Source organism: Pseudomonas sp. LP_7_YM (assembly GCF_004364435.1).
In the GTDB taxonomy this organism is placed as follows: Bacteria; Pseudomonadota; Gammaproteobacteria; order Pseudomonadales; family Pseudomonadaceae; genus Aquipseudomonas.
The window spans coordinates 748,684-765,207 of sequence record NZ_SOCT01000001.1; the positions used below are offsets into that span (position 1 = coordinate 748,684).

The 16,524-nt window shown below is 59.6% G+C and carries 16 protein-coding genes and 1 pseudogene; 7 read left to right on the top strand and 10 right to left on the bottom strand.

From position 1 onward, the window contains the following. The first annotated feature begins 275 nt into the window (after positions 1–275). The 3 genes from EC915_RS03385 to EC915_RS03395 all read left to right on the top strand — a co-directional run bounded on the left by EC915_RS03385 (position 276) and on the right by EC915_RS03395 (position 3,619). Entirely contained in the window at positions 276–2,402 is a 2,127-nt protein-coding gene (locus tag EC915_RS03385; RefSeq protein WP_133749415.1) for a TonB-dependent receptor, read from the top strand. A 66-nt stretch (positions 2,403–2,468) separates the two neighbouring features. Further along, positions 2,469–2,849 carry a histidine phosphatase family protein gene (locus EC915_RS03390; RefSeq protein ID WP_256658636.1) on the top strand — a complete coding sequence of 127 codons (381 nt, stop codon included), beginning with the start codon at positions 2,469–2,471 and terminating at the stop codon, positions 2,847–2,849. A 197-nt stretch (positions 2,850–3,046) separates the two neighbouring features. Continuing rightward, on the top strand, positions 3,047–3,619 hold the full coding sequence (locus tag EC915_RS03395; protein WP_133749093.1) for an AAA family ATPase: 573 nt from the start codon (positions 3,047–3,049) through the stop codon (positions 3,617–3,619). 366 nt (positions 3,620–3,985) lie between these two features. Here the strand turns inward: EC915_RS03395 and EC915_RS03400 are convergent, their stop codons facing one another. The 3 genes from EC915_RS03400 to thiM are packed head-to-tail and all read right to left on the bottom strand — an operon-like array spanning position 3,986 to position 6,855. Next, positions 3,986–5,110, bottom strand: coding sequence for an LLM class flavin-dependent oxidoreductase (locus EC915_RS03400; RefSeq protein WP_133749094.1), 1,125 nt, complete (start codon positions 5,108–5,110; stop codon positions 3,986–3,988). A 47-nt stretch (positions 5,111–5,157) separates the two neighbouring features. Then, complete coding sequence (locus tag EC915_RS03405; protein ID WP_133749095.1) at positions 5,158–6,015, bottom strand: sulfurtransferase; 858 nt, start codon at positions 6,013–6,015, stop codon at positions 5,158–5,160. 3 nt (positions 6,016–6,018) lie between these two features. Next, entirely contained in the window at positions 6,019–6,855 is an 837-nt protein-coding gene (gene thiM / locus EC915_RS03410) for a hydroxyethylthiazole kinase (RefSeq protein ID WP_133749096.1), read from the bottom strand. A 369-nt stretch (positions 6,856–7,224) separates the two neighbouring features. Here thiM and EC915_RS03415 point away from each other — a divergent pair, with 369 nt between their 5' ends. From EC915_RS03415 to EC915_RS03430, 4 genes and pseudogenes are all read left to right on the top strand, one after another. Next, the gene (locus EC915_RS03415) at positions 7,225–8,331 is read left to right on the top strand and encodes an LLM class flavin-dependent oxidoreductase (protein ID WP_133749097.1); all 1,107 of its coding nucleotides are present in this window, start codon (positions 7,225–7,227) and stop codon (positions 8,329–8,331) included. Positions 8,332–8,958: 627 nt separating this feature from the next. Then, positions 8,959–9,456 carry an HIT family protein gene (locus EC915_RS03420; RefSeq protein WP_133749416.1) on the top strand — a complete coding sequence of 166 codons (498 nt, stop codon included), beginning with the start codon at positions 8,959–8,961 and terminating at the stop codon, positions 9,454–9,456. Positions 9,457–9,534: 78 nt separating this feature from the next. Further along, a pseudogene (locus tag EC915_RS03425) lies at positions 9,535–10,141 on the top strand (ATP-binding cassette domain-containing protein); the annotation flags it as partial. Between the two features lie 142 nt (positions 10,142–10,283). Then, positions 10,284–10,637, top strand: coding sequence for a gamma-glutamylcyclotransferase family protein (locus EC915_RS03430; protein WP_133749098.1), 354 nt, complete (start codon positions 10,284–10,286; stop codon positions 10,635–10,637). Positions 10,638–10,690: 53 nt separating this feature from the next. On the opposite strand, the gene EC915_RS03435 is transcribed toward EC915_RS03430, so the two are convergent. From EC915_RS03435 to EC915_RS03460, 7 genes are all read right to left on the bottom strand, one after another. Continuing rightward, positions 10,691–11,878, bottom strand: a complete 1,188-nt coding sequence (locus tag EC915_RS03435; RefSeq protein WP_133749099.1) for a mandelate racemase/muconate lactonizing enzyme family protein — start codon at positions 11,876–11,878, stop codon at positions 10,691–10,693. A 13-nt stretch (positions 11,879–11,891) separates the two neighbouring features. Continuing rightward, positions 11,892–13,187: an MFS transporter gene (locus EC915_RS03440; protein ID WP_256658660.1), complete on the bottom strand. Its 1,296-nt coding sequence runs from the start codon at positions 13,185–13,187 to the stop codon at positions 11,892–11,894. A 206-nt stretch (positions 13,188–13,393) separates the two neighbouring features. After that, entirely contained in the window at positions 13,394–13,705 is a 312-nt protein-coding gene (locus EC915_RS03445) for a Dabb family protein (RefSeq protein ID WP_133749101.1), read from the bottom strand. Further along, positions 13,702–14,571 (bottom strand): ribonuclease activity regulator RraA, encoded by an 870-nt coding sequence (locus tag EC915_RS03450; protein ID WP_133749102.1) that lies wholly within the window; start codon positions 14,569–14,571, stop codon positions 13,702–13,704. Before EC915_RS03450 ends, EC915_RS03445 begins: the two co-directional genes overlap by 4 nt. Before the next feature lie 415 nt (positions 14,572–14,986). Then, positions 14,987–15,271 (bottom strand): hypothetical protein, encoded by a 285-nt coding sequence (locus EC915_RS25090; RefSeq protein ID WP_256658637.1) that lies wholly within the window; start codon positions 15,269–15,271, stop codon positions 14,987–14,989. Then, complete coding sequence (locus tag EC915_RS25095; protein ID WP_256658638.1) at positions 15,238–15,675, bottom strand: aldehyde dehydrogenase family protein; 438 nt, start codon at positions 15,673–15,675, stop codon at positions 15,238–15,240. Before EC915_RS25095 ends, EC915_RS25090 begins: the two co-directional genes overlap by 34 nt. After that, on the bottom strand, positions 15,672–16,136 hold the full coding sequence (locus EC915_RS03460; protein WP_133749103.1) for a nuclear transport factor 2 family protein: 465 nt from the start codon (positions 16,134–16,136) through the stop codon (positions 15,672–15,674). The genes EC915_RS25095 and EC915_RS03460 overlap by 4 nt, the downstream gene beginning before the upstream one ends. Between the last annotated feature and the right edge of the window lie 388 nt (positions 16,137–16,524).

Genomic DNA, 16,524 nt, shown 5'->3' on the forward strand with positions numbered 1-16,524 from the left:
AATTCTTTTTCAACTAACGCCTGATGAGCACCTTGGAAAGAAATAGGATGCCTCATCGGTTAATGGCTTGCACAGTCAAAATTTTTCTATCGCGACCCACTGTTGGCAAAACGACAGCGTCACAACAAAGTGTCGGTGAGCAAATCCCGATTTTGGTCTTTATTCCGCTAAAACGGGTGAAAACCACGTGGCACGAACCCTGCTAAGTGGGTCTGGAGCGCGACTATACGAATAGATGCTCCAACTGATGTTCAACTTTCAGGAGCAGGGATTTGATACGGCAACGGTTTGATAGGCGCGCTCGGCGCCTCGACGCATTGGCCACGGCATCGAGCCTGGGCATCTTGTTGATGTTGGTCCACGCTGCTTCCTTTGCCGCGCAGGCGTCCACCGAACAGAGTGCTCAAGACCCGAAACTGGCGACGGTCACCGTGAATGGCACGGCGGCCAGCGAAGCGCAAAAAGCCGAAAAGCAACTGGCCAAAGTACCCGGCAAGACGGCGGTTATCGATAACCACGAAGTCGAAAAAGGTCGAGCCTCCAATGCCGAGGACGTGCTGGCTTTACAGCCGGGTGTGTTCGCCCAGGCCACCAGCGGTTCGGCGGCCAACAAAATCTCGATCCGTGGCTCGGGCCTGAACACCTTCTATCAAGGTTACGTGTTGGGCATCAAGTTTCTATTCGACGGCCTGCCGCTGACAGGCCCCGGCGGCACTCAGGAAGATATGCTCGACATGGCCGGTGTCGACCACACGGAAGTGCTGTACGGCGCCAATGCCTTTAATTATTCGGCTTTATCGTTGGGTGGGGCTATTAACTTCGTCAGCAAGACCGGTCGTACCGATCCCGGTAATTACGCGCGCTTCGAAGCGGGCAGCTACGGCTATCGCAAACAGGTACTGAGTACCGGTGGCATTGAGGGCAACGCTGACTACTATGTCAGTCTGCAACACAATGAACGCGATGGTTATCAAGACAATACCGCTAATAAAGGTCAGGGGATCGTTGCCAACTTTGGCTATGTATTCAACCTGAAACTGGAGACGCGTTTCTTTCTGCGGTATCGCGAAGAAACTCTGAGCCAGGGCAACACGCTGACCAAATACCAGATCAAGCATGACCCAACCAGCAATCTTGTACCCTTCGGGCGCAAGAAAGACGGTACAACGCTGCTGGGCAGTAAAACCACCTACACCTTTGATGACAACGCCAAACTGGAAGTCGGTCTGGGCTACAACGATTACCCCCTGTACAACGGCTGGCGTTACTCGGCCACGCCCCAAAACTGGCGCTCCAAGGACGTCAACCTGACCCTGCGTTATCTGCGCACCGGCGATTCCTTTCTCGGTTTCAATAGCGACAGTACCGCGACCTTCAGCACCACCCGCGCTTACCTGGCCGACGTGAAATCCCATAGCAGGGCGACCAGGGTCAAGCAACAGGAAGCCAACTTCACCGGCTCCCGCGACACCGTGTTCTCCTTGGGCAATGAGCTGCAACTGACCGACAACCTGTGGCTGTCCACCGGCCTTTCATTCATCGACATCAAGCGCAAGGCTGACATCGAATACACCACCGCCGTCAACACCACTGCGTTTCCCAACGGTGTGGAGTATGAGGAGCACGACACCGCCCCACGCATCGGCCTGCGCTACCAGCTCACGCCGGAATTCGAACTGTTCGGCAATGTCAGTCGCTCCATTGACCCGCCTGTCACCTGGCAACTGGGCAGCACCGGTACGCCTTATATCCGCGACGTTCGCCCGCAAAAGGCCAATACGGTGGAGTTCGGTATCCGCGGCGGCCACGGCATCTTCGATGGCAGCCTGACGGTGTATCGTTCGTGGGTTCAGAAGGAGCTGCTGTCGGTGGTGGTGCGTCAGGCCACGGCCACTCAGGATCAACTGGTCGCGACGTCCAATGGCAGCCCGACCCTCCACCAAGGCATCGAGGCAGGGCTGAACGCGCAGGTGTGGCAAGGGCAGGGCGGCGATACGGTCACCCTGCGTCAGGCCTACACCTACAACGACTTTCACTATCGCCATGACGCCACCTTCGGTGACAACCAGTTGCCCGGCCTGCCACGTCAGGTCTATCAGGCCGAGCTTGAGTATCGGCAGCCGAGCGGCTTCTACGCGCAGTTGAATGCGCGCGTTGCGTCCAGCTATTACGTGGACTTCGCCAACTCCCTCGGTGCGCCGTCCTACACACTGTGGGGGGCGAAAGTCGGGTATGAAGCGCCGAACAGGAAGTGGGAAGTGTTCGTCGATGCGCGCAACCTGACCAATCAGCGCTATGCGACGGCGTCCAACACTGCCTACGATGCAAAAGGCGAGGACTCTGCCAACTTCTATCCGGGCGATCCGATCAACGTGACTACCGGTGTTTCTTACCGGTTCTGATCTGATTGGGTGGGTGGCTCTGACGGCAGACTGAGCTCCGCAGACCTTATTGTCAGGAGACACCTCATGCGTTTGTACGTCGTACGTCACGGCCAGACTCAGGCCAACGCCGAGCACCGCTATCTGGGGTCGCTTGACCCCGAGTTGACAGAAACAGGACGCGAGCAAGCTGTCGCCCTGAGCCTTGAACTGCCCGACTCAATCGACAGCATCGTCGTCTCGCCCTTGCTGCGTGCCAGGCAGACGGCCGAGATCTTGAACTACAGCTTCAACCTGCCGGTCCAGGTGCTCGACGGCTTTCGGGAAAGGAGTGTCGGTGTCTACGAAGGGCTGACTCAGGCCGAGGCACAACAATTTCTCCCCGCCCTGTGGCAGCGGAACATTACCCGTCAGTGGGCCGTTGGCCCACCGGAAGGGGAGTCGATTGTTGAGGTGGTGCAGCGCTAGCCCGCGCATTGGTCAGGCAGGATTTCTCGGACTTTTTTGACTGGCAATTGGCAATTGGCAATTGGGAAATGGGCACTGGCTGATGCTGGAAAATGTTGAACGGATTCAGCAGTACGAATTACCGGTGCAGAATCCTTTGCCAAGAGCGCCGGGGCTCGCTGGTGCTTTGGGTTTTGCGCAACTTTCTTGAGGCTTCCATGCAGCGTGTGATGATCATTGGCCAGCCTGGGTCAGGAAAAAGTACCTTGGCTCGGGAGATGGGCAAGCGCACCGGGCTGCCAGTGATCCACATCGACATGATCCATTGGCAGCCCGGATGGATCGAGCGAAGTGCCGATGAAAAGACACGCCTTTGTCTTGAGGTCGAGGCGCGTGATCGGTGGATCTTCGAAGGCGGGCATTCGGCGACCTGGGACAGCCGTATTGCCCGGGCCGATCTGCTGGTATGGATTGATCGCTCGTCGGCGCTGAGGTTCTGGCGTGTGCTTCTTAGAACCTCGCTTCGGCGAGGTCGCTCACGTCCGGATCTTCCAGAGGGCTGCCCCGAGCAGTTAGGGAATCTCCCGGAGTTTTTCCGCTTCATGTGGGTCACCCGTAAATCGTCGCGGACCAGGATGAGGCATCTGGTAGCAGCGGCACCGTCGGCCTGTAGAGTCGTCCACCTGCGCAGTAACCGACAGACCCGGCTATTTTTCTCGAGTATCGGGGAGGCGGCGTTTATGGCGTCGCCGCAACCACAGCAGCAACCGACTAGCTCGGAACGCGGTTAGGCCATGGTAGGCGAGTGATCACAGGTTGATCGTTTCCACGCTCTGCGTGCGCGATCTTATATAGCTGAGCCGCGCTTGGTGGCTCTGCCTGGCGGCAGAGCTGTTTCGCCTTCGGCGAGTTACTTGGAAAAGCCCCAAGTAACCAAGGGCGTTTGCTCCCGGTTGGGCCCGACTGCGCCGGGTTCCCTCACGCAGGCGACGCTCCGTGGGCCCGCCGCCATCGGCCATTCATGGCCGGGGGCGGCTCTCGCGGCATCCATGCCGCTCGGCCCACTGCGCATCGCCTGCGTTCGGCCTGCACCCAAGTTGCGATGTGCGGTGTCTGCGCTGGCGTGGACAAAGAGCAAAATCAAAAGCGTCGCAAAATCAGCGCGGGTCGCTGTCACCGATTTCCGCCAGCCGAGGTAGCAGTAGGTTTGCCACGTGGTTGGCTTCATCGATCAGTGGCCAGCCGGAAAGGATCAAGGCCGACAAACCGCTGCGCTGATGATAAAGCTCCACATTTCGGGCGATGCCGTCCGGGCTTCCCACCAGATACGCAGCGGACGAGCCGGTGCCGAAAATATCCAGCGACGACCAAGCTGTCATACCCGCATATAGATTGTGCTCCAGGCGCAGCGAGTCGAGAGGCGGTAAGCGATTCTGTCGCAAGTGGTTCACCCACTCCAGGCGCTGCGGGTCGGCAGGGGTATAGGTTGCCAGCGTGTGCTCGCCTTTGGTCCGGCGGGTGATCACTGCTTCCAGCTTGGCCTTGATCAGCTCAACGCCGGTGTGTTCGAAGATCCGGTAAAAATGCTTAAGCGCCTCAGCTTCAGTAGGACGGACAGTGACGCTTGCCAGCGCGCCGAGATCGTCGAAGCGTCTTCCCTGGGTGCTGGCTGAAGCCACGGCCTGACTGAACTTCTCGCTCATGGCGTTAACCTCGCGCAGCATCAGCAGATAGACATCCACCACTTTGCCGGCATGCTCGACGCCTGCGGCGGATTCGCCTGTGCCCCACAGCGGCACGCCACGTGGTTGTTGCGGCTCGAGGGAGAAGCGTGTGTTAGGGAACAGCGACGGATTGCCCGCCAGGTACGCGGCCTGGAACTCACGCCAGTATTCCTCGCCTAGCTGATAACGATCATCGGCGCCGGTAGTGATCGCATAGGTCCGGGCACGCTCGTCGCGACCGTTGATGTGGTTAAACATCAGGCGGTCGCCAAAATACGCCTCGAAGGTCAGCGCCTGCTCCGCCAGCAACTTGGGCGGCGTCATGGCCGCATACTCTGCCACCAGGAATTTCATGCGTTGTGTTGCACCGGCAACGGCGGTTGCCGACACCAGCGGATCGTTGGGCCAGGTAGCTACCAGCGCGCCGTAGAAACCGCCCTGGTCGATGGTTTGCGCCAGTTGCCGGTAGCGCTGAAGATCGACGCCGAAGAAACCGTCCGCCATCCAGGGGTAGTTTCCATCGGCCATGCTCAGGTACCAAAGGGCCTTGATCGCCATGTGTTGTTACTCCTCAGAAAACGAAAACAAAACATAAAGGGTCTGCTTCAGGACGCCACTGTGACCAATGGCAGCGCAGGGTCGGCGCTCCATTCAACCAGCGAGCCGTCATAAATCGCTACATCCTGTCTGCCTGCCACGCTCAGTGCCAAAGCGCTTCCGGCGGCGGTGATCCCACTGCCGCAGTAGACGATGATCGGGCTGCGTGCATTCAGGCGTGCGAAACGCGAGCGCAGGGTCTCAGCCGGAAGCAGGCGCGCACTTTCAGGCGCCAGCAGCGTGCCGTATGGCACATGCTGACTGCCCGGAATGTGGCCAGGGCGCTGATAGCGCAGCTCTTCGCCTGTGAACACCGGTCGGCGCAATACGTTGAGCAGTTGTCCGGTACGTGACCCTTCGACGATGGCCTGCACGTCTTGGCGATCAACGAAATAACCTGCTCGTTCCGGACCGGCAGTGAAGTTTCCAAACCGGGCAGGGGCAGCCCCTTGTTCTAACGGCAACCCTGCAGCGCGCCATGCTTTAAGGCCGCCATCGAGTACTTGCACCGAATCATGACCATACGCACGAAACAGCCACCACAAGCGGGCCGCCCAGATACCCTCGCCACGGTCGTAGATCAGCAGGCGGCAAGCCGTGTCGACGCCGGCTTTCCGGGCCGCTTGCGTAAAGCGTTCAGCGCCGGGTCGTTGATAGGGCCAGGGGGAGGCGGGGTCGGAGAAATCGCCGGCGAGGTCGGCGAACACCGCTCCAGGAATATGGCCCTGGGCATACACGTGCCGCTGCAGTGCGACCTCACGTTCCTGGCCATCGACCTTCCTGGCGCCTGCTTCAAGGATCAGATACTGCTCACGAGCCTTTGCCAGGCCTGTTACGGATACCAGTGGGTCAGCGGGGCGCGACATGATTCAGCTTTCCAGTTCGATGCTATCAATCCGTGCGTGCTGCGCGATCTGTTCTGCGTCCACAGCATCGAGCGCGTCGACAAATGCCGGCATGAAACTCCCGGGACCTTTGGCCACGGTTTGTGCCTGTTCCGCCGCCAGGGCGAAATGCACATGAGCGGTGATCAGCGCAAGCACGGGGCTGGCAGCGACGGCGGTGTACGCCGCCACCAGCGCCCCGAGCGAGCAACCGGTGGCAGTCACTCGAGGCAGTAATGCGCTGCCCCCGGCGATGCGGAACAGCCGAATCTGCCCCTCATGCGTACCTACCACGTGGTCAACAGGGCCTGACGCCGACACTGCAGCACTGTGAGCGAGCAGTTCACGTGCAGCCGCCACTGCGTCGGCCGGGTCGTTGGAACTGTCGAAACCACGGCTGGAGCTCCCGAGTCCTGCGAGCCCGATGATCTCCGAGGCGTTGCCGCGGATCACGGTGGGTCTATAAGCCAGAAGCTCGGCCGCCACTGCGCCACGCCAGGACAACCCCCCGGCGCCGATCGGGTCAAGCACCCATGGCCGGCCGACACTGTGGGCGGCTTTGACGGCCAGTCGCATCGCCTCCACCTGGGCGGCGGTCGGCGTGCCCAGGTTGACCAGAACAGCGCTGGCGACCTGAACGAAGGCTGCCGCTTCTTCCGGGTTATCCACCATCGCGGGTGCAGCACCCGCCGCCAGCAGAACGTTGGCCATGAAGTTGCTGGACACGGCATTGGTCAAGCATTGCACCAGCGGCTTTTGAGTACGCAGCGCAGCATGGGTAGCGATAACTGCATCGATCAGTTGTTTAACGGGCTCATTCATTGCGCAAGTCCTCAAGGGGGGGCGGGCTATTCGAGGTGGACAGTAGTCGGCTGACATCGGGGCGAACGCCGCACCGGTATGGCATGGCCTAGCCATTTTCTGTGTCCTCGCTGACAAGTACGAGTGCCAGTGAATCAGCGGTTTCAGCAGGCTGCGCGAGGAAGCGTAACGATCAAGGGCTTATATCCGAAATACCGTTAAGGCATAGCTAAATATGCGTAATCGACAACTGCTTATATTCATCTCGCAGGTAATTATTCTGTGCAGATATAAGCGCTTTAAATTTCCCGTCAGTTATTTCATTGCTTCAAAGGCACCGGGCGGTGCGGGTATGCTCACACTCTCTCTTGTTTTGTATTTGTAACGCCGATGAAAGTGCTTTGGTACCTGAGTTTCGCCGATGGGAACTATCCGTGGTGTGCGGATGGTTTGCTGCCCATCGACAGTGAACGTTATCTGCATCTGGCACAGGCCATTGAGGATGCCGGGTTCTATGGGGCCATGATTGCAACCTGGCCTAATGACCCGCTGGTCAGTGCCGCTTACGTTGCCAGTCATACCCGGCGCATTAAGTTGCTGGTGGCTTGCTATGCACGCATGACTCCGCCAAAGCTGCTGGCACAGCAGATGCTGACGTTTGACAAACTCAGTAGCGGGCGCCTGTTAGTCAACTTGATCAACGGTCGCGACAACATCATGCGCGCTTACGGGATCACCACGGCCCACGCCGAACGCTACTCGCTGGGTATCGATTACTGGCGCAAGTTCTGCTTCTCCTACAAACAAGGCGCACAGTCCTGGTTTCCCAACACGCCCTTGGTACTCGAGCCGGTATCTCCGGGCGGCGTGCAGTTATGGGGCACCGGTGATTCTCCCGCGGGCCTCGCCCACACCGCGGAGTTGGCCGATGTGTACCTCACGATGATGCGCGAAGCCAAAGTGATAGGCCCCAAATTCGCACTCGCCAGCGCTGCGGCCGCCGCCCACGGTCGCCAGTTCACGGACCTGGGTGTTCTGGCGAGTGTGCTGGTCAGAGAAACCCAGGCCCAGGCACTGGATGCCTTCTATGCCATGTTCGAAATCACGGGTGCCCAAGACCTCGCCGCGAAGGTGAATGAAACCATCGTCCGGCGCACGGCGGGACGACAGGATTTAAGCACTTTCGAGGCGCCAGATGCGCAGCGGCACGGCTGGCTGGACCGGTTACGCCACGGCCAGTTGCCAAGCCTTGAGTCATTGCGTCTTGAGGGCCATCTCTTTGCAGGCATCACCGCCTGGTCGACGCTGGACGTCTTCGGTACCGGCTCTTCTGCCGCTTACTTTGTGGGTGATGGATCGCAGATCGCGGAGCAGATTCGAGGCTATCAGAGCGCTTTCAACTTGAGTGCACTGGTGCTGTCAGCGTGGCCATTGATAGAAGAGGCAAAGAATACCGCGCGTTGGTTGTTGCCCTACCTGGGTGCGGCCAACGAGTGACTGGCCGGGATGCTACTGTGGTTGCCTGAGTATCGAGCGAGCTACAGCAAATCATCAGTTGCGTCGATTTTCAGCTGCCATTGTCGGCTCAATACCGTACTCGGCAGCTTGCACGGGCGGACGTACATGTCGGCATGGATGCTGCATCATCTGGGATCCACCTGTTGATCGGTGCCGCCTCAGCGCACGATTCGCGTAACCCCGGAAATCAGCTCCCATGACGGAAACCTCTCACATCTCATCCTTGGCTTTCAGGCCTGTCGATCTGGATGCCCATCTCGATGTCTGTCAGCGCTTCAGAATCGACGCCTTGATCTGCACCTTCGGCTCGGCAGAACTTTTTTACCAAAGCGACGGTGGACCGCAGGGTTACGAAGTCTGGCTGTGCGAGCGTGTAGCGAAGTTGCCAGGCTGCCAGTGCAGACGCTGGTGGATGCCCGGGTTTCAGGGCGGCATGGCGTGTGCGACACCGTGGTTTATCAGCGGGAGGCCAGATGACGCGTGCCCTTAAATTCAGGGCAGTTGCCGGGCGCTTTGCCCTCGACTGTTCTACACCGGCCGATGCACAAGGCCAGCTCCGCTCAATGCATGCCAGGCGCTAACTTAATGCCGATCATCGACAGCCGTTTGCACATTCCCGGTGAGTTCGTCATCCATGAGACAGAGCACTGGGTCATCAATCACCACTTGGTCAATGCGCTACCCGGGTATCTGATTCTGGGTTCCAGAGCACCTGCGGATTCCCTTGCCGATCTGCCCACCGCTGCACTTCACGAGTTTGGTGAGCTGCTGGCCCGTGCGCAGTCGATCCTGCAAAACACCATGACCCCCGAACGTCTTTACGTGAGCCGCTATGGTCATTCTTCGGGCTATCCGATTCACTTCCACCTGATTCCGGTCTACGCCTGGGTCGAGCGGTTGTTCTGGGAAGACCCTCGCTATCGCCTGCTTGAGACATTTGCCAATCCGCAGAAAGTCGAAACGCGTACCGATGGGGCGGAGCTGACGCTGTTCATCTGGCGCGAGTTCGGGGAAAGCGCCCAGCCGCCGATGGTGGAAGGCCCGTCAATTGCGGAAGTCATAGAAACACTTCGCGCGGCTTTTGCAGGCTCTTCATCCCGCTGAACAGCAGTGGGGCAGAAGTCGAAAAAGCGAGTTCGTCATTTCTATCGCACGATCAATAACCGCGGCGCCCAGAGTCGGGGTATTCGCTACGACGGGCAACCGCTGGATCGGCTCAATGGCAGAGCCTTGCGCCCCTTGGCGCCGCAAGATGCAGGTGGTATTTCAGGATCCTTATGGCAGCCTGAGCCCACGTATGAGCGTGCAGCAGATTCTGGAAGAGGGTTTGCACGTCCACACCGGTCTCGATGCCGGGCAACGAGAGGCCGAAGTCATCGCGGCGCTGCACGAAGTGGGCCTGGACCCGCAAACCCGGCACCGTTACCCGCACGAATTCTCGGGCGGCCAGCGACAGCGGATCGCTATCGCCAGGGCATTGGTGCTCAAGCCCGAACTGATTCTGCTCGATGAACCGACGTCAGCGCTGGACAGGACTGTGCAAAAACAGGTGGTCAGCCTGTTGCGACGTTTGCAGGACGAGCATGGCTTCACCTACCTGTTCATCAGCCACGATCTGGCAGTGGTCCGCGCACTGGCCCACGACCTGATGGTGATCAAGGATGGCATCGTCGTGGAAACGGGCGCTACCGAGCAACTGTTCGCATCGCCGCAGCATCCATATACCCGGGATCTGCTGGTGGCATCGTTCGTTGAGTCCCCTGCGCCCAAGGCAGGCGGCATAGGCTGATGAGGTAGGTTGGCCGGCGGCGCATACGCTACATACGCATGGCCTGCTGTCTGCAGCGCAGCGATCGCTATATAGTCCTCATCACAGCGCGAGGCGAATGAAACGCTCGTGGCTGGCTCACAGATCACTTTCAGGACAGACGATGAATCAATCTCCAACATCTGCGGTGCTGCTGTTTTCCTACGGCACCTTGCAGGACAAAAACGTGCAGTTGGCTCAATTTGGCAGGGAACTGGCCGGTGACGCTGACCGGATGACAGGCTACAAACAATCCTGGGTGGAAATTACCGACCCTGAAGTACTCAGCGTCAGCGGCAAGACGCATCACCCGATTGTCAGTCCCAGTGCCGACGCGGCGGACAGCGTGGCAGGCACGGTCTTTCAGATCACCGAGCAGCAATTGGCGGCAGCGGATGCCTACGAGGTATCGGATTACAAGCGGATCAGCGTCGCACTGGCCTCAGGTCTGAATGCCTGGGTTTACGTAAAGTCTTAAGACCCATGTTGGCGTGAAGCGGACGCCGAGCGCGGCCCGGCATCCCTTCAGGGTTAAGGACGCTTGCCGAATTCCTCTGTCGCCACAGTCCAGGCCAGTGCCTGCTCGCTCAGGGTGAAACCCAGGCCTGGCCGGTTCGGTACCTGCATGCGTCCGTTCTTCAGGACCAGGCGTTCATTGAACATCGGTTCCAGCCACTCGAAATGCTCAAGCCAGGGTTCCTGCGGGAACGCAGCGGCCAGATGCAGGTGGATTTCCATTGCAAAGTGCGGCGCCAGATTGACGCCCTGGAAGCTGGCCTGCTGCATGATCTGCAAAAAAGGTGTGATGCCGCCTACCCGCGGCGCATCAGGCTGGATGAAGTCGCAGGACTTATTGTTCAGCAACTGAGCGTGCTCACCGAAACTGGTGAGCATTTCACCGGTGGCGATGGCCGTGTCCAGCGAAGCAGCGAGTGCCGCGTGCCCTTCGATGTCATAGGCGTCGAGGGGTTCTTCGATCCAGGTCAGGTCGAACTGCTCCAGCGAGCGACCGAAGCGCTGTGCCGTGATGCGATCCCACTGCTGGTTGGCATCGACCATCAGCGGAAATCCTTCTCCAAGCCGTTCGCGCACTGCCTTGACCCGCTTGAAGTCAATGCCGGTGTCGGGCTGGCCGACCTTGATCTTGATCCCGCCGATGCCGTTTTCGCGTGAGCTATCGACGTTCTCCAGCACATGCTCCAAGGGCGTCGATAAGTAACCGCCGGAGGTGTTGTAGCACTGCACTGAGTCGCGATGCGCGCCCAGCAGCTTGGCCAGCGGCAGCCGGGCACGCTTGGCTTTGAGGTCCCACAAGGCGATGTCGAAGGGTGCGATAGCCTGGGTGGTCATGCCACTGCGGCCCATGGAGGCTCCCGCCCACAGCAGCTTGTTGAAGATTTTCGCGATATCGTTGGGATCTTCCCCCAGCAGCACCGGTGCAATTTCCTTGGCATGGGCATACATGCCAGGACCGCCAGCCCGTTTCGAGTAGCCGAAACCGATGCCTTCGTGGCCTTCGCGGGTGCGGATTTCGGCAAAGATAAAGGCGATTTCGGTCAGCGGTTTTTGGCGTCCGGTGAGCACTTTGGCGTCACTGATGGGCGCGGCCAGCGGCAGAATCGTCAGTGAAACCTTTACCCATTCGATGGCGTCAGTGGTCGCTTCGCCGGCTTGCATCGAGGCGATTTTCGGGTCGATGTACAGGTTGCTTTCAATCATCGTAATCTCCAGCTTAACGGGCAGTAGAGGGCTTGATCAGGTCGCAAAGGTGCAGGCGTTGAATCTTTCCGACGATGAAGAGGTAGGAAAACGCAGCAAGCAGACCGTGAGCACCGACGTAGATCAGCGCGCTGTTGAATGAGCCGCTCGAATGCAGCAGGTAACCGATGACCACCGGCGTGACGATCCCGGCGATGTTGCCCATGGCATTGAACACTCCGCCGGTCATGCCGACCATTTCCCGGGGCGCGGTATCGGCCACCACGCTGAATCCCAGATTGCCGAAACCCTTGCCGAAAAACGCAAGACTCATGACCGCGATGACCAGTACCTGGGAGTCGACGTAGTTGCACAGAATCATTGTCGAGCTGAGCAGCACGCCAGCGATGATCGGAGTCTTGCGGGCGATGCTCAGCGACTGCGTGCGCCGCACCAGATAATCGGAGAAAAACCCCGACGATACCGCGCCGATCAATCCGCACAACGCCGGGATCGAGGCGACGAGGCCCGCCTGCAGGATGTCGAAACCACGTTCCTTGACCAGATAAATCGGGAACCAGGTCACGTAGAACCAGGTGATTGCGCTGACGCAATATTGACTGAGGAACATGCCCGCGAGCATCCGGCTTTTGAACAGCAGGGCCACTTCGGCCAGTGACGACAGACCGCTCCCGGTGGCGACAGGATCGGTCTTGCGACCTTCCAGGTCCACCAGTCCTTCGCCTGCGCGAATGTACTCAAGCTCGGCAGCGTTCATCTTCGGGTGCTTGACCGGAAGGTAGTAGACCTTCCACCAGATGCCGGCGATGCACAGGCCGATCAGGCCCATGATGATGAACACGTACTCCCAGCCGAAGCGATAACACAGCCAGCCCATCAGCGGCGTGAAGAAGGCCAGGGATATGTACTGCGCACTGTTGAAGATCGCCCCGGCCATGCCACGTTCCGATGATGGAAACCACGACGCGATGACGCGGGTGCAGCCGGGACCGACGGGGGATTCGGCGATACCCAGCAAGAAACGCAGACCCAGCAGCAACGGCACGACCATGCCGATAAAGTGCACCATGCCCATACCAATGGTGAGCACCGACCAGATGGCAATGGCCGCCGTCAGGGTCTTTTTTGAACCCAGGCGGTCAGTCAGCCATCCAGAGGGAATCAAGAAGACGACATAGGCCCAACTGAACGCAGAAAACAGATAACCCATTTCCACCGAGCTGATCCCCAGCTCCTTGCCCATGTCCGAGCCGGCAACCGAAATCGCCGCACGATCGCCACTGCTCAGGGCCAGGACAATGGTGATCATGGCCAGAATGAGGAAGCGATAGCGGCTCCTTCTTAAGGTTGCGACGGTCGCACGGGATCTGACCGAATGAGCCGAGGAGGGCGCAGGGACAGGCGCGGAACCCTCCAGCGCATAACGCTCGTGGTTGTTCATGTGTGCCTCGTCTCATTATTGTTGTGGAGTGCCGAAGCAATGGCGGTCATTCACCGCCCATGCCTCTACTTGCATCAAATGGTCTGTGTATCGGCCTCCGTATAATCGACGGCTGCCCACTCGAAGTATTTTTTCAGCTCGGTGATGAGTGCGACATGCGCCGGGTGAGGCAGGTAGCGATTGACCGCCTCGGCATCATCGAAGCTGGTTTCCAGCACGTAGTCCCAGCAGATCGGACGATCCAGTTCATTGGCCGAGAGCTTCCAGCTACGCGCGAAGTCGATGTCCTGATGCAGGTTTTTCATCCACTGAACCAGGTGGTTTTCCAACTCCACATCCTTGGGCAGCGAAGGCAGGCGGCGAAACATCACGATATGTTTCATCATGGTTGGCATTCTCCTTTGCCCTGTTCCGAGTGAGGCGTTTGCTTGCCAGTGCCCGATTGCTCATTGGCCTTTGTAATAATGCTCGCGATGGCAGGACGTCCCGAAGCGACCCAGGCGTGGTAATCGGAAATGGCGGCCGGACTCGGTGGGTATACGCCCCACAGTGCCTCACCTGCTGCGATGCGCATCGCCAGGTAACCTTCCAGGTCGTCCTGAACCAGACAGTAGTCCGCCAACGCTTCGGCCACATGCGCCGGAACCACCGTCAGGCCATCGCCGTCCCCCACGATCACGTCACCGGGATAAACGGCAACGCCCGCGCAGCCAATCGGCACTTGCAGATCAGCGACGTGGTGATAGGAGATGCGGGTGGTGGCGGTCACTTCGCGAGCGTAAGCAGGAAGCGGCAGCGCGGCGATTTCACTGCCGTCACGCAAGGCGCCGTCGGTGACGATCGCATGGGCGCCCCGGGCCAGCAGGCGTGTGACCAGAATATTGCCCGCTGACGCGGCGCGGGGATCGTTCTGACTGTCGATCACCAGCACGTCCCCCGGCTGAATCCGCTCCACGCCTTGCCATTGCAGATTGTCCTGGTTGGGTTGGGTGGTCATGGTGCCGTAGGTGTCGATGTCTTCCCGCGCCGGGATAAAGCGCATGGTGAAGGCGCGACCGGCAAAGGGCTTGATGTCTTTGTTCAATGCGCGTAACCCGACCAGCGCCGGCTGACGAAAGCCCAGCTTGAACAGTTGGGTGGTCAGCGATCCGCTGCTGCAACGCGACAGGCGCTCCAGCACCTCGTCACTGACGGTGATATGACGTTCGGGAGCTCCGGTCAGGGTGTCTGCGTATTGATGGATCTGCGTCATTCTTGTTCTCCAGGCTGATGAGCGTTGCCAGTGCTTCGTTCCCGTCCTGTGGGAGAAGTTTTGCCGGGGGCCACTGGATCTTTTTCGATCCTAGAGAATTGTCGGCAGGCGCAATACCGCTGTTGTGACTGCGAGCTGTCGAAGTTCCAGTCCGTGGGATTATGCATCGAGCCTGTCGATAGCGCAGGCGGGCTTGGAAAATGCTTGAACCTACCTGATTGGGCGGGATGGCTCAGGCAGTCAGGCAGCGCGTGGTCACTGCCTGGAAGCGGTTATGTGGGCTCAGCGGCAAAGGAGGGGGTAGCGTGTGACCTCAGGTGTCCGCTACCTGACGTCTGCCCGCTCGATCTCGCTGCATGAAGTCCGGGGTAACGGCTGCCTCCTGTTCGAGCGGGCATGATTCGTAAGGGGCGGCTCAGTCGAGCAGCCAGTGCGGTGCATCCTGCAGCGCAACCGGGCGAAGAAAGCGCTGAAGCGCGGCAAAGCCCACCGAGGTGCTTTCAGGTCGTGTCGAGGCCGGCCAAGGGCCGCCGTGCTCCTGCGCGTGGCACACCGCAACCCCGGTTGGCACTCCGGCGAACAGTACGTGACCCGCTATCTGGCGAGCGGCGCGAATCAGCGTGCGGTTGTCCTCGCTGTCCTCATTCATGCCCCAGAGGGTCGCGGTCAGGCTGCCACCAATGGCGTCGAATACTTGCACCGCCTGCGCCACCGAATGCACCTTGAGTACCACTGCGGCCGGTCCGAATATCGCCCCGGCCCCAACGGTTGCTGCACCCGGCTCATGGCAGGGCGGCCTGCGGGTGGGGCGCCCGCCACCGCTGGGTCGTCGATACGCAGATAGGGCGCGCCAGTACGCACTTCGGTGGCAAAACCGCGCAGCTGGAACGCCGTACGGGCGATCTCGCCGGTCAGGCGAGCGCTGCCCAGATGGGTCTCCAGATCGGCCAGGGCGATCAGGTCCGACTGATTATGTTCCAGCGCATTGGCCAGCGCGTCGAGCAAGCCTGCGCGAACCGTCGCGTCGGACTCTGCCCATTGACGCGATACGGTATGCGCCGTGGCGACGGCCTGATCGATGGCCAGGATGTCCGGTGCGCTCATGACTGGCGCTCCGTCGCGGGTTCGAGATGGTAGCCGCGGCCGCTATAGTCGAAAGCCACCAGTTCATTGATGGCCACGCCCTTGTCCGCAGGGGAGGCGTAATAAGCGCGAATTTCCTTGATCAGCCCGCTCTTCTCATCGAACACATACCATTCATCCCCCCGCAGCGCCGTCCCGGGGATGCTCTTCCAGTGCGTCCACTCGATGACTGCCTCATGACTGTCGTGGCTGACGAGGATCTTTTCGATGGTCCACTGCGAACCCAGGTTCTCGACGCACCAGACCCATTTGTCAGCAATGGTCTGCGCGGTACGCCAGGGAATGTCCGGCAGGCCCGCGGGAAAGTAATGCACCGCATCGGGGGTGAAGCAGGCCAGCAGTCCGGCATGGTCGGCGCCATTGCAGGCGGCAAAATAGCGGCGGATCAGTGCAGCGTATTTGGCCTGGTCGATATCAGCCATCAGAGGTCTCCCTTGTGCATGTTGTTTTCCTTCATCGGGGGAAGGCAGCCATCATTGGAGGCGCTGCCGGAGGTAGGCCCGATCCTACGGACGGGGTATGCCGATGGGAACACGCGTTTCGGTGAGGGGCGCTGTGCGTTCCAGATAGTGAGAAAACCGGGGGTGATGGGGCGATTTCAAACAGCGCCGACCCGGTCGAGGACGTCCCTGGCATTTCCGTCAGCCGGCGTCGATACCCGCCTTGATCGTCACGGCCGAATCTCACCATGTGGAACAAATGCCGGCGTTCGCAGCAAACCCGGTAACCGTCGCTTTTTTCTCTACGTCTGATCTGCAATATTCAGCGCCAGATACGTTCTGAGGCACGAAGTCACGTTGCCCCCGATAG